Origin of the sequence: Pseudomonas sp. A-RE-22 (assembly GCF_019956035.1) — a bacterium.
GTDB classification, from domain to species: Bacteria; Pseudomonadota; Gammaproteobacteria; order Pseudomonadales; family Pseudomonadaceae; genus Aquipseudomonas; species Aquipseudomonas brassicacearum.
The window spans coordinates 51846-64585 of the sequence record NZ_JAHBCZ010000009.1; the positions used below are offsets into that span (position 1 = coordinate 51846).

The 12740-nt window shown below is 62.2% G+C and carries 12 protein-coding genes; 7 read left to right on the top strand and 5 right to left on the bottom strand.

The genetic code is table 11. The features are described 5' to 3' along the window. Positions 1 to 9 precede the first annotated feature (9 nt). The 7 genes from KGA89_RS05490 to cmoB all read left to right on the top strand — a co-directional run bounded on the left by KGA89_RS05490 (position 10) and on the right by cmoB (position 8564). A complete protein-coding gene (locus tag KGA89_RS05490) occupies positions 10 to 1251 on the top strand; it encodes a CNNM domain-containing protein (RefSeq protein ID WP_223470848.1) in 1242 nt (413 codons plus the stop codon). A 314-nt stretch (positions 1252 to 1565) separates the two neighbouring features. Then, positions 1566 to 2879 carry an MFS transporter gene (locus KGA89_RS05495; RefSeq protein WP_223470849.1) on the top strand — a complete coding sequence of 438 codons (1314 nt, stop codon included), beginning with the start codon at positions 1566 to 1568 and terminating at the stop codon, positions 2877 to 2879. A 208-nt stretch (positions 2880 to 3087) separates the two neighbouring features. Then, complete coding sequence (gene lon, locus KGA89_RS05500) at positions 3088 to 5502, top strand: endopeptidase La (RefSeq protein ID WP_223470850.1); 2415 nt, start codon at positions 3088 to 3090, stop codon at positions 5500 to 5502. A 215-nt stretch (positions 5503 to 5717) separates the two neighbouring features. Next, positions 5718 to 6110 carry a protease inhibitor I42 family protein gene (locus tag KGA89_RS05505; protein ID WP_003198077.1) on the top strand — a complete coding sequence of 131 codons (393 nt, stop codon included), beginning with the start codon at positions 5718 to 5720 and terminating at the stop codon, positions 6108 to 6110. A gap of 2 nt (positions 6111 to 6112) precedes the next feature. Next, positions 6113 to 6748, top strand: coding sequence for a lysoplasmalogenase (locus KGA89_RS05510; protein ID WP_003198074.1), 636 nt, complete (start codon positions 6113 to 6115; stop codon positions 6746 to 6748). Positions 6749 to 6867: 119 nt separating this feature from the next. Next, positions 6868 to 7611 (top strand): carboxy-S-adenosyl-L-methionine synthase CmoA, encoded by a 744-nt coding sequence (cmoA, locus tag KGA89_RS05515; protein WP_003198073.1) that lies wholly within the window; start codon positions 6868 to 6870, stop codon positions 7609 to 7611. Continuing rightward, positions 7608 to 8564, top strand: coding sequence for a tRNA 5-methoxyuridine(34)/uridine 5-oxyacetic acid(34) synthase CmoB (gene cmoB, locus KGA89_RS05520; RefSeq protein ID WP_223470851.1), 957 nt, complete (start codon positions 7608 to 7610; stop codon positions 8562 to 8564). Before cmoA ends, cmoB begins: the two co-directional genes overlap by 4 nt. A gap of 80 nt (positions 8565 to 8644) precedes the next feature. Here cmoB and tadA read toward each other — a convergent pair whose 3' ends face one another. From tadA to KGA89_RS05545, 5 genes are all read right to left on the bottom strand, one after another. Beyond that, positions 8645 to 9142, bottom strand: a complete 498-nt coding sequence (gene tadA, locus KGA89_RS05525; RefSeq protein ID WP_223470852.1) for a tRNA adenosine(34) deaminase TadA — start codon at positions 9140 to 9142, stop codon at positions 8645 to 8647. Beyond that, a complete protein-coding gene (locus tag KGA89_RS05530; protein WP_223470853.1) occupies positions 9142 to 10518 on the bottom strand; it encodes a multicopper oxidase family protein in 1377 nt (458 codons plus the stop codon). Before KGA89_RS05530 ends, tadA begins: the two co-directional genes overlap by 1 nt. Before the next feature lie 222 nt (positions 10519 to 10740). Next, positions 10741 to 11559 (bottom strand): helix-turn-helix transcriptional regulator, encoded by an 819-nt coding sequence (locus KGA89_RS05535; RefSeq protein ID WP_223470855.1) that lies wholly within the window; start codon positions 11557 to 11559, stop codon positions 10741 to 10743. 5 nt (positions 11560 to 11564) lie between these two features. Then, entirely contained in the window at positions 11565 to 12104 is a 540-nt protein-coding gene (locus KGA89_RS05540; RefSeq protein ID WP_053161926.1) for a kinase inhibitor, read from the bottom strand. Positions 12105 to 12239: 135 nt separating this feature from the next. After that, the gene (locus KGA89_RS05545) at positions 12240 to 12635 is read right to left on the bottom strand and encodes a DUF6632 domain-containing protein (protein ID WP_223470857.1); all 396 of its coding nucleotides are present in this window, start codon (positions 12633 to 12635) and stop codon (positions 12240 to 12242) included. Positions 12636 to 12740: the final 105 nt, after the last annotated feature.

The following is a 12740-nucleotide window of genomic DNA, read 5'->3' on the forward strand; positions in this document are numbered from 1 at the left end:
ACGGCCCTGATGGATACGTTGCCCGTGGCGCCGCTGCTTGCCGTGCTGGTGGTGTTGATCCTCTGGTCGGCCCTGTTCACCGCCATCGAAGCCGCCCAGCAACACCTGCTGGCCCAGCGCACGGCCTCACGCGCCAGTGACAAACCGCTGGCAACGCTGACATTCCCGCTGGCCAGCCTGATCCTGTGCAATACCCTCTGTCGCACCCTGGCCGTGGTCATCGGCACCTTGCTGGCGATTTTTACCTGGCTGGAAAACGGCCCTTGGGTGGCCTGGCTCGGCACCAGCGCCGCCCTGCTGGTGTTTGCCGACTACCTGCCGCGCACTTTGGCCACCCGCAAGCCCGAAGCGGTGTTGGCGCTGGGCAACGCCTTGCTTGGCATACCGTTGAAGATCCTCTATCCGTTTGCCTGGCTGTTGAATGGTGCCAGCCAATTGTTGCTGCGCCCCTTTGCGCGCAAAGCCAGCATGGTGCAGCAGAGCGACGACGAGATGCCCGCGCCACCGCGCAGCGAACACGAATCTGAGCACGGCAACAGCCGACTGCATCCGATTTCCGGCATCCATGCCCTGGACAACATCACCGTCAACGATATCCTCGTGCCCCGCAGCGAGGTCGACGGAATCAACCTCGACGACCCCATCGGCGAGATCATCGAACAGCTGCGCCTGAACCGTCGCACCCGCCTGCCGGTGTTCCACAGCGACATCAACCAGGTCGAAGCGGTGCTCAACACGCGCCAGATCCGTCATTTGCTGGCGGATGCGAGCCTGACCCAGGAAGCGCTACTGGCCGCCTCCCACGAACCTTACTTCGTCCCTGAAAGCACGCCACTGCAACTGCAATTGCTGAATTTCCACAAGCAACAGCGGCGCCTGGGCATGGTGGTGGACGAATACGGCGAAGTGCTGGGCATCGTCACCCTGGAAGACATCCTCGAAGAAATCGTCGGTGAATTCGAAAGCGAGCACAGCCTCGACAACCCGCACGTGCACCCCCAGCCCGATGGTCGCCTGATGATCGATGGCGCGGCGTCGATCCGCGAACTGAACAGGACCCTGGGCTGGCATCTGCCTTGCGACGGCCCCAAGACCCTCAACGGGCTGGTGACCGAAGCCCTGGAAACCATCCCCGAAAGCCCGGTGTGCCTGAAGATCGGTCGTTATCGGCTGGAAATCATCGAAACCGTGGACAACCGTGTCAGCCAGGTGCTGGCGTGGCATAACAGTTCGGTGCCCACGGCTTCCTGAATCCCCCCAGGCTCAAGGTAAAACACAGTTGTGGCGAGGGATTTATCCCCTCGCCACAAAAAGCCCAGCGCACGCTTCAATATTGTGTGCGAGCTCACTTGTTGAATCGTTAGCCTCCTTCCTATACTCAATCCGCTTACCCAGCCCCGCCCGAACCCCGTGCTTACCCGCACCCAGCCGGTTCATCGGCAAAGTCCGCATCAGTCCTGCGATTGTTCCTACCCGAAACAGCGAAAGGATACCCGCCCACATCCCTGGGTGTTCGACCATAATAATTCGCTCCAATGGAGCACATGACTGTCAGGGATAACCGCATGACGACCGCTACCTGCAACGAGGCTGTGTCTGCCCAGCCGACAAACTCGACCACACGCGTGGCCACCGCGAGTTTCATCGGCACCGCCATCGAGTTCTACGATTTCTACGTCTACGCCACGGCTGCGGCCCTGGTGATCGGGCCGGTGTTCTTCCCGCAAACCTCAGGCACGGCACAGATGCTGTCGTCCTTCCTGACGTTCGGCATCGCCTTCCTTGCCCGCCCGCTGGGCTCTGCGCTGTTCGGCCATTTCGGCGACCGGATCGGGCGCAAGTCGACGCTGGTGGCGTCCCTGCTGCTGATGGGCGTGTGCACCACCCTCATCGGCGTGCTGCCCGGCTACGCCAGCATTGGCGCCTGGGCGCCGATCCTGCTGTGCGTGCTGCGTTTCGGCCAGGGCCTGGGGTTGGGCGGTGAATGGGGCGGCGCGGCGCTGCTCGCCACCGAGAACGCGCCCAAGGGCAAGCGCGCCTGGTTCGGCATGTTCCCCCAACTGGGGCCCTCCATCGGCTTCCTGGCGGCCAACGGGCTGTTCCTGACCCTGGCCATGAGCCTGGACGATGAGCAATTTCGCGCCTGGGGTTGGCGGATTCCGTTCCTGCTCAGTGCCGTACTGGTGATCGTCGGCCTCTATGTTCGACTCAAGCTCCATGAAACCCCGGTGTTCGCCAATGCCATGGCCCGCCAGGAGCGGGTGAAAGTGCCGTTGGTCGAGCTCTTCAGCCAGTACTGGGCGCCAACCTTGCTGGGCGCGGCGGCGATGGTGGTGTGTTACGCACTGTTCTATATCTCGACGGTATTTTCCCTGAGCTACGGCGTATCCACCCTCGGCTACAGCCGCGAGACCTTCCTGGGCCTGCTGTGCTTTGCCGTGCTGTTCATGGCCGCCGCGACGCCCCTGTCGGCCTGGGCCAGCGACCGCTACGGGCGCAAACCGATACTGATCGTCGGCGGCGTGTTGGCGATTGCCTCGGGCTTCCTCATGGAACCCTTGCTGACCCACGGCTCGACCGGCGGCGTGGCGCTGTTCCTGTGCATCGAGCTGTTCCTGATGGGCGTGACCTTCGCCCCCATGGGCGCCTTGCTGCCGGAACTGTTTCCGACCCACGTGCGCTACACCGGCGCCTCGGCGGCCTACAACCTGGGCGGCATCGTCGGTGCCTCGGCCGCGCCGTTCTTCGCCCAGAAACTGGTGGCAATGGGTGGTTTGAGTTATGTCGGGGGCTACGTTTCAGCGGCCGCGCTGCTCAGCGTGATCGCCGTGCTGTGCTTGAAGGAAACGCGTCATAACGACTTGAACCGGGTTGCCTGACGCGAACCAGCAGGCGCGGCTGCAGGCTGCGATCTTTTGAGCTTTCGCTTGAGGTTCAAGCGTCAGGGGAAAGATCGCAGCCTGGCTTCGCTCGGCAGTTCCTACGGGGCAAAACCGGCCAATGAAATAACCGCTAACAATCACCCGCCATTGAAACCACCCCCCACCTGCCCCATCTAAGACCCATACTCCATTGCGCAGGTGCCCCATGAGCGACCAGCACTCTACCGAAGCCACCAACGAATACGCTGACTCCGAACACATCGAACACACCTCCTCCGGCACCGGCCTGGCCCTGCCTGGCCAGAATCTGCCGGACAAGGTCTACATCATCCCAATCCACAATCGTCCGTTCTTCCCGGCCCAGGTGTTGCCGGTCATCGTCAACGAAGAACCATGGGCCGAGACCCTGGAGCTGGTGGCCAAGTCCGACCATCACTCCCTGGCGCTGTTCTTCATGGACTCGCCCCAGGAAGACCCGCGTCATTTCGACACCTCGAAACTGCCGCTGTACGGCACACTGGTGAAGGTGCACCACGCCAGCCGGGAAGGCGGCAAACTGCAATTCGTCGCCCAGGGCCTGACCCGTGTGCGTATCCGCACCTGGCTCAAGCACCATCGCCCACCGTACCTGGTGGAAGTCGAATATCCGCACCAGCCGAGTGAGCCGACCGACGAGGTCAAGGCCTACGGCATGGCGCTGATCAACGCGATCAAGGAACTGCTGCCGCTCAACCCGCTGTACAGCGAAGAGCTGAAGAACTACCTCAACCGCTTCAGCCCCAACGACCCTTCGCCACTGACCGATTTTGCCGCTGCGCTCACCTCCGCCACCGGCAATGAACTGCAGGAAGTGCTCGACTGCGTGCCCATGCTCAGGCGCATGGAAAAAGTCCTGCCGATGCTGCGCAAGGAAGTCGAAGTGGCGCGGCTGCAGAAAGAGATTTCCGCCGAGGTCAACAACAAGATCGGCGAACATCAGCGCGAGTTCTTCCTCAAGGAGCAGCTCAAGGTCATCCAGCAGGAGCTGGGGCTGACCAAGGACGACCGCAGCGCCGATATCGAACAGTTCGAGCAGCGGCTCGAAGGCAAGGTGCTGCCGGCCCAGGCGCAGAAGCGCATCGAAGAGGAAATGAACAAACTCTCGATCCTGGAAACCGGTTCGCCGGAATATGCCGTCACCCGCAATTACCTGGATTGGGCAACCTCGGTGCCGTGGGGCGTGTATGGCCAGGACAAGCTTGACCTCAAGCACGCGCGCAAAGTGCTCGACCAGCACCACGCCGGCCTGGACGACATCAAGGACCGCATCCTGGAGTTCCTCGCCGTCGGCGCCTACAAAGGCGAGATCAGCGGTTCCATCGTGCTGCTGGTCGGCCCGCCGGGCGTGGGCAAGACCAGCGTCGGCAAATCCATCGCCGAATCCCTGGGGCGGCCGTTCTACCGCTTCAGCCTCGGCGGCATGCGCGACGAAGCCGAGATCAAGGGCCATCGGCGCACCTACATCGGCGCCCAGCCGGGCAAGCTGGTGCAGGCGCTGAAAGATGTCGAAGTGATGAACCCGGTGATCATGCTCGACGAGATCGACAAGATGGGCCAGAGCTACCAGGGCGACCCCGCCTCGGCCTTGCTGGAGACCCTCGACCCGGAGCAGAACGTCGAATTCCTCGACCACTACCTGGACCTGCGCCTGGACCTGTCGAAAGTGCTCTTCGTCTGCACCGCCAACACCCTGGACTCGATCCCCGGCCCGCTGCTGGACCGGATGGAAGTGATCCGCCTGTCGGGCTACATCACCGAAGAAAAAGTCGCCATCGCCAAGCGTCACTTGTGGCCCAAGCAACTGGCCAAGGCTGGCGTGTCCAAGGGCAGCCTGAGTATCAACGACAACGCCCTCAAGGCCCTGATCGACGGTTATGCCCGTGAAGCCGGGGTGCGACAGCTGGAGAAACAGCTGGGCAAACTGGTGCGCAAGGCGGTGATGAAGCTGATCGACGACCCCAAGGCCGTGATCAAGCTCGGGCCGAAGGACCTCGAAGCCTCCCTGGGCAAACCGGTATTTCGCAACGAGCAGGTGTTGTCCGGCATCGGCGTGATCACCGGCCTGGCCTGGACCAGCATGGGCGGCGCGACCTTGCCGATCGAGGCGACGCGCATCCACACCCTCAATCGCGGCTTCAAGCTGACCGGGCAACTGGGGGACGTGATGAAGGAGTCGGCGGAAATCGCCCATAGCTATGTCAGTTCGCACCTGAAGCAATTTGGTGGCGATCCGAAGTTCTTTGACGAGGCCTTCGTTCACCTGCACGTCCCGGAAGGCGCCACGCCCAAGGACGGACCGAGCGCCGGCGTGACCATGGCCAGCGCCTTGCTGTCCCTGGCCCGCAACCAGCCGCCGAAAAAAGGCGTGGCCATGACCGGCGAACTGACCCTCACCGGGCACGTCCTGCCGATTGGCGGGGTGCGCGAGAAGGTCATCGCGGCGCGGCGGCAGAAAATCAACGAGCTGATCCTGCCGGAAGCCAACCGGGGCAACTTCGAAGAACTGCCGGACTACCTCAAGGAAGGCGTTACGGTGCACTTTGCCAAGCGGTTTGCGGATGTGGCCAAGGTGTTGTTCTGATGTTCCTCTAGCGGCTTGTACCGGCCTCATCGCGAGCAAGCTCGCTCCCACAGGGTTTGGTGTGGATCACAAATGCTGTGAACACCACAAATCCCCTGTGGGAGCGAGCTTGCTCGCGATAGCGGCATCAGCAACAACATATGCCCAGCTGACACACCCAGTAGCATCTTCGGTTATGCTCGCCGTTCGTCGTAAATGCCGGAGCCACCACCCTTATGTCCCTCACCCGCCTGCTCGTCCCCCTCAGCCTCGCCCTGCTGAGCGCCTGCGCCACGCAAACCGGCAACAACGTGACCGTGGAAAAACTGAGCCAGTGCCCGGTAAGGCTCAATAACGGGCAGAACCTGATCCTGAGCTTGCCCAGCAACCCCACTACCGGTTATCGCTGGGCGATCCAGGATTCGGCCGGTGGCGTGCTCAAAGGCTTGGGTCCGGAGGTTTATCGCAATCCTGAAGACGCCGGCATCGTTGGCGCCGCGGGTGTCTCGACCTGGCGCTTCCAAGCGTTCAGTACCGGCACCGGGCGCTTGCGCCTGACTTATCAACAGCCCTGGGCCCCGGAAGTGCCGCCCGTGGAAACCTTTGACTGCGCCATTTCGGTGAATTGACCGTGGGCTGGCTGATCCTTGCACTGATGGGCGCAGCCACCTACCTGTACGGCCTGAGCGTGCACGCCACACTCTTGTGCCTGCTGGTCAAGCCCATGCCGGTCCTGGCCCTGCTCGGCTGGCTGCACGATGCGCCGCCCAGTGACTATCGGCGCTGGATCAGCCTCGGGCTGATTTTTTCGCTGGTGGGTGATGTGTTGCTGGCCTGGCCGGGGGATCTGTTCGTGTTCGGCCTCGGCGCGTTTCTGCTGGCGCACCTGGCCTACCTGAAAGCCTACCTCAGCGACTGCCGCCGCCCGGCACTGCTGCCATTGGCCCTGGCCTTGGGCATCGGCGCGGTGCTATTGGGGATTCTGGTCTCGAACGGCCTCGGGCCGTTGCTGGTGCCGGTGATTGTCTACGGCCTGGCCATCAGCGCCATGCTTTGGCGAGCGTTGGCGCGGCTGGGCAGCGGCGTGCCGAAACGCTCGGCCTGGCTGGCCGCCGCCGGGGCACTGGCGTTTGTGTTCTCCGACAGCCTGATCGGCATCAACCGGTTCGTGCAGCCCTTCCATGCCGCGCCTTACCTGATCATCGTCAGTTATTGGCTGGGCCAATGGGGGATTACGGCGTCGGCGTTTATCCAAAAGCGGCACTGAACAAAGATAAATGTGGGAGCAAGGTCTGTGGGAGCAAGGCTTGCTCCCACAAAGCTCGCTCCCACAGTTTTTTTGGTTAAAATGCCGGCCTTTTCACCACCCATGCCGCTGGAACCGCCGTGAGCAAAGACCCCGATCGCCTATTCGCCCAACCCCTGGCCCAAGTGCCGGACTTCGCCTTCAACGAGGACGTGGTGCGGGTGTTTCCGGACATGATCAAGCGTTCGGTGCCGGGCTACCCGACCATCGTCGAAAACCTCGGCGTGCTCGCCGCGCAATTCGCCCAGCCCAATAGCGTGCTCTACGACCTGGGCTCGTCCCTGGGCGCCGTGACCCAGGCCCTGCGCCGCCACGTGCGCACCGACGGTTGCCGGGTAATCGCTGTGGATAACTCGGCGGCCATGGTCGAGCGCTGCCGCGAATACCTCAACGGCCAGGACTCGATGTTCCAGGAGCTGCTGCCGGTGGAAGTGATCGAAGGCGACATCCTCGCACTGACGTTCCAGCCGGCCTCGGTGGTGGCACTGAACTTCACCCTGCAATTCATCGCGCCGGACCAGCGCACCGCGCTGTTGAGCCGCATTCGCCAGTCCTTGCTGCCCGGTGGCGCCCTGATCCTGTCGGAAAAGTTGCGTTTCAACGATGCCGAGGAACACGCCCTGCTCACCGACCTGCACGTGGCGTTCAAGCGCGCCAACGGCTATAGCGAGCTGGAAATTGCCCAGAAACGCAGCGCCATCGAAAACGTCATGAAGCCCGACAGCCTCGAAGAACACCGCGAACGCCTGCTGGCGGCCGGGTTCTCGAAAGTCGTGCCGTGGTTCCAGTGTCTTAACTTCGCCTCGTTGATTGCCCTGCCATGATTGATCTGTCCCCCCTCGCCCGCCATCTGGCCGGCACGCCCCTGGCCGATTGGGCCGCGACGCTGCAGACGCAACTCGACAGCAAGATGGAAAAGGGCCATGGCGATCTGGAGCGTTGGCAAAGCGCACTCGATGCGCTACCGGCCTTGCAACCCACCACGGTCGACCTGCTGAACGGCCTGACGCTCGACACCGAGTGTTCCGACGAAACCCGTGCGCAAATGCGTACCGCGTTGATGGGCCTGTCGCCATGGCGCAAAGGACCTTTCGACCTGTTTGGCGTGCACGTGGACACCGAATGGCGCTCGGACTGGAAGTGGTCACGGGTGGCCCCGCACCTGGACCTGAAAGGCAAGCGCATCCTCGATGTGGGCTGCGGCAACGGCTATTACATGTGGCGAATGCTCGGCGCCGGAGCTGACACGGTGATCGGCGTCGACCCCAACTGGCTGTTCTTCTGCCAGTTCCAGGCGGTGCAGCGCTACCTGTCGCAGCCCAACGCCTGGCACCTGCCGTTCCCGTTCGAGGCCCTGCCAGCGGAGCTGGAAGGTTTCGACACGGTGTTCTCCATGGGCGTGTTCTACCACCGGCGCTCGCCGATCGAGCACCTGCTGGCCTTGAAGGACTGCCTGGTCAAGGGCGGCGAACTGGTGCTGGAAACCCTGGTGATCGAGGGCGACGAACACCAGGTGCTGGTGCCCGAGGACCGCTACGCGCAGATGCGCAACGTGTGGTTCCTGCCGTCGGTCCCGGCCCTGGAGCGCTGGCTGCGCCGCGCCGGGTTCAGCGATGTGCGTTGCGTGGACGTGAGCCTGACCACCGTAGAGGAACAGCGCAGTACCGAGTGGATGAAGTATCAGTCGCTGAGCGACTTCCTCGACCCCGCCGACCACAGCAAAACCATCGAAGGGCTGCCGGCGCCGATGCGGGCGGTGATTGTGGCGCGCAAGTAAATCGCCCAAGCACCACAAAACTCCACTGTGGGAGCAAGCCCTTGCTCCCACAAAGGTTCACTCCCACAGGGGGGACGGTGTCAGTCTGAGGGCTTGGCTCTTCGGGCCTTGAAGAACTCACTCAACACCGTGCTGCATTCCTCGGCCAACACCCCGCCCTCGAACATCACCCGATGGTTCAGGAAACCCTGGCTGAAGAACTGCCCCTGGCTCTGCACGATGCCAGCCTTGGGCTCTAGGGCGCCGTAGACGACCCGGGCGATACGCGAATGGACGATCAGGCCGGCGCACATGCTGCACGGTTCCAGTGTCACATACAGCGTGCTGCCGGGCAGGCGATAGTTGCTCACCGCCTGGGCGGCGGCGCGGATGGCGACCATTTCCGCATGGGCACTGGGGTCGTGGCCGCTGATGGGGCAGTTGAAGCCGCGCCCGATGATCTCGCCGTCCTGCACCAGCACTGCGCCCACCGGCACTTCGCCCAGGACTGCGCCTTGTGCGGCGAGGGCCAAGGCTTCGCGCATGAAGTCCTGGTCACGGCTGCGGTCGATGATCCTGGCAGGGCGAATCTGGCGCATCAAGCCACCTCGATGGCGGCCATCAGGCCGGTTTCCATGTGGTCGATCACATGGCAGTGGAACATCCACACGCCTGGATTATCCGCCACCAGCGCCACCTGCGCCCGCTCGTTCTTGCCCAGCAGGTAAGTGTCGGTGAAATACGGCACGACCTTGTGCCGGTTCGACGCGATAACCTTGAAACTCATGCCGTGCAAATGGATCGGGTGCTGGTACTGGGTCATGTTCTTCAATTCGAAAATGTAGCTCTGGCCTTTCTTCAGCGTGGCGATCGGCCGGTCGGCGCAGGTCTTGTCGGTGATGTCCCAGGCCTTGCCGTTGATCTGCCACAGGCTCGGCGGCTTGCCATTGTCGACATTGACCGACACCGAGCCGACCCATTCGAAATTGAAGTTGAGTTTTTCCGCATTGGCCAGGTCCGGCTCCGACACCGGGTTGGGCGGCAGCGCCGGCGGCCATTGGCTCGGCGCGTCACTGTTAGGCACCGAACGCAGGGTGCCCAGGCGCACCGGGCCATTGCGCAACGACAACTCTTCACCGGCTGGCGGTGCCTTGATCGCCAGGCAAATGCGCATGCCCGGGCCGAGCCAGTATTCCTTGCCCAACGGGCGCGGTTCGATGGGGTTGCCGTCCAGCGCATAGATCTGCGCTTCTACGCCTGGGATGTTGATGCGATACGTCAGGGTGTTGTCCAGGTTGAGCAAGCGCAACCGGGTGATCTGCCCGGCCGGCAGGTCAATCACCGCTTGCGCCACGCCGTTGATGGTCGCCAGCCGGCCGGCCGTGCCACCACGCGCCGCTTCACGGGGAATGCTGAATGCGACGAACTCGCCCTGCTCGTCCACATGCCAGCTCTTGAGACTCAGGGTCTGCTCGTATTTGAAGCCGGTGGGCTCACGCTCTTCGATGATCAACGGTCCCACCAGCCCACGCCCAAGCTCTTCGCTGCTGTTGACGTGAGGGTGATACCAATAGCTGCCGGCGTCTGGCACACGGAACTTGTAATCGAAATACTCGCCCGGCAGCACCGGCAATTGCGAGACGTACGGCACGCCGTCCATCTCCAGCGGCAAACGGATCCCGTGCCAATGAATGGTGGTGGCGACCGGCAGGTGATTGATGAAGCGTACCCGCAACCATTCGCCCTGGCGCACTCGCAGCTCGGTGCCCGGCGCCGAGGGGCCAAACGCCCAGGCCTGGGTCTTGTGCCCGGCTACCAGCTCGACGTCCAGCGGTGCGGCGATCAATTCATAGTCATGACCGGCCTCGGCATCGGCGCGCTTGCCCAACCAGTACCGCGACGCACCTCCCGCACCCACGCCAACGACAACAAGACCGGCCAGGCCACCGAGTATTTGGCGACGGGTAAAGGACATGAACGCAACCACCTATTGAATCCGCGGCGAACCGATGGGCCCGCAAAAGGCGAATACGATACACCCGCAGATGAGAAACGGTAAGGGCTGCAAAAATGAAAAAACCTATAGAAATTATCCACAGGTCTTCTCAGCCCCCATCAGCCCAACTTCCAAGGTTTCGACATCTCAGGCGCTTGATGTTGGTCCACCCCTGTGTTCCAAAGGTGACCTCCGGAAAGCTTAAATCCCGTCCCGCAATTCACGTGGCGACAGCCCATAGCGTGAGCGGAAGCGCACTGCAAAACGTGAGGCCGAGGCGTAACCACAGGCCCCGGCAATTTCACCGATCGGCCGAGAAGTGGTCTGCAGCCATTGCAACGCGGTCGCCAATCGAACGCCCTCCAGAATATTGCGGAAACTGTCCTCCTCATTCGCCAACTGGCGACGCAACGTCGACTCCCCCAGGTTCAGGTGTTGTGCGACGTCCGCCACCGTCCAGTCTCTCTCCGGGCTGCCCATTACCAACTGCTGCACACGCTCGCAAAGTGGATCGTTGCGCCCCATCAGCAAGGGGCCGAGTTGGCCGCCAAGGCACAGGCCCAGGAGAACCGCTTCCCCATAATGTGTGCGTAATACCTGGGGGGCGTCATCCCTGATGGCAGTCAGCAACTGATCCCATGCCTGGGTCGTGTGCCTGTCCAGGCGGACGCATAGATCGCTCTTCAGTACACCGCGACGGCTCATGATCTGCTGGCTATAACGGTTGCTGAAGCTGCGCAATGTCGAGGCGGGAAAGGTCACCGCATCGGCGATGTAGTGACCCTGGGGACCGGGCAGGTTTGAGAGACCCAACTCGCGCCCGGCCGGCATCAGTATCAGATGTTGCGGCCCGGCGCGCATCTCCCGGCCATCCCACTGCAACAGCTTTTCCCCTTGGCGCACTCGACACAAAGTCGTCACGAACACCGGCACCCTTGACAAGGTCAGGGGCTGGCGCGCCCGAATGACACACGCATCGATAATGCTCTCCCGGTGCTGTATGCCCTCACAAGGGTGCATCGTGCTTAACGTCCGTAAGTTGAAGTAATGGTCGCTTTGGCCAAGGCGTTGGCATTGAGCATGTACCCTACCAACGCCCCGCTGGCCTGGTTGTCGAGCGCTAGCTTATCGACTTTCAATGCCCATACGGTGAATTGATAGCGATGGGGTTTATCCCCTACTGGAGGACAGGCGCCGCCAAACTCGGATTGACCAAAGTCAGTTCGCCCTTGAACTGCACCGGCAGGCAAACTTGGCCCTGCCCCTCTTGGCAGGCTATGGACAGAAGCGGGCAGGTTAAAGACCGTCCAATGCCACCAACCGCTCCCCGTCGGCGCATCGGGATCGTAGACCGTGATCGCGTAGCTTTTAGTGCCGGTGGGGGCGTTTATCCAGGAAAGCTGCGGCGAGGTGTTGCCGCCTTCGCAACCGAAGCCTTGGAACACTTCCCGCTGGGTCAATGGGCGATTGTCGGCAATGTCCTGGCTGGACAGTGAAAAGTCGGCGGCGTATCCACTGAATGTCACAGCCAAGGAAAGTGCAGGCAGGATTGATCTGATGTTCATCGCGACTCCGTTTGAGGCTGAAAATGAAGCCAGAGTCTAGGTTGAACGCCAAATGGTCAGTGTGCCGAAACGCTCGACAATTGTGCCGAAATGCTCGAGATCCGGAAGAGAGCACCATCGCCCCACTCGAAGCCGCTAGTGCGTCGGGTTACCGCGTGGCATGAAAAAAGCCAGCGCCGCCGCGGCAATGAACAGCGCCGGCACATCGCCGAGTAAATGCCCCATATGCCGGGTCCCATCCATCTCGACGTCGAAGGACTGCACGGCCATGATCGCGCCGTGCACGATGCTCGACCATACCGTGAACCAGATCAGGCTCAGGTGTTTCATCGGATCGCGCGAAGCCATCAGCAGGAACACACCGAGGGTGGCGTAGATTCCGGCAATCATCAGCGGATAGTGGGAATGGCCGCTGTGCCACGCCCAGCCAGACGGCCACAGGTTCATCAGCGGCCAGAACGCGAAGATGGCGATCAGGCCGACAACGATCAAAACCATGCGCAAGGCGGCGAGTCGTTGGGTGTCGTTCATGGCTGGCTCCTTGTTGCGGCGTGGCTGTCGCCGTAATGGGTGCCAGGAGTATAGAACGCGCCTGTAACGCACACCGGCCAACCCATGCCGTCAGTCGCCTGGGCC

Excerpts from the sequence above, each read along its gene's own strand:
- KGA89_RS05490 (WP_223470848.1), top strand. The coding sequence starts at position 10 with ATGGATACGTTGCCCGTGGCGCCGCTGCTTGCCGTGCTGGTGGTGTTG.
- KGA89_RS05495 (WP_223470849.1), top strand. The coding sequence starts at position 1,566 with ATGACGACCGCTACCTGCAACGAGGCTGTGTCTGCCCAGCCGACAAAC.
- lon (WP_223470850.1), top strand. The coding sequence starts at position 3,088 with ATGAGCGACCAGCACTCTACCGAAGCCACCAACGAATACGCTGACTCC.
- KGA89_RS05505 (WP_003198077.1), top strand. The coding sequence starts at position 5,718 with ATGTCCCTCACCCGCCTGCTCGTCCCCCTCAGCCTCGCCCTGCTGAGC.
- cmoB (WP_223470851.1), top strand. The coding sequence starts at position 7,608 with ATGATTGATCTGTCCCCCCTCGCCCGCCATCTGGCCGGCACGCCCCTG.
- tadA (WP_223470852.1), bottom strand. The coding sequence starts at position 9,142 with ATGCGCCAGATTCGCCCTGCCAGGATCATCGACCGCAGCCGTGACCAG.
- KGA89_RS05530 (WP_223470853.1), bottom strand. The coding sequence starts at position 10,518 with ATGTCCTTTACCCGTCGCCAAATACTCGGTGGCCTGGCCGGTCTTGTT.
- KGA89_RS05535 (WP_223470855.1), bottom strand. The coding sequence starts at position 11,559 with ATGCACCCTTGTGAGGGCATACAGCACCGGGAGAGCATTATCGATGCG.
- KGA89_RS05540 (WP_053161926.1), bottom strand. The coding sequence starts at position 12,104 with ATGAACATCAGATCAATCCTGCCTGCACTTTCCTTGGCTGTGACATTC.
- KGA89_RS05545 (WP_223470857.1), bottom strand. The coding sequence starts at position 12,635 with ATGAACGACACCCAACGACTCGCCGCCTTGCGCATGGTTTTGATCGTT.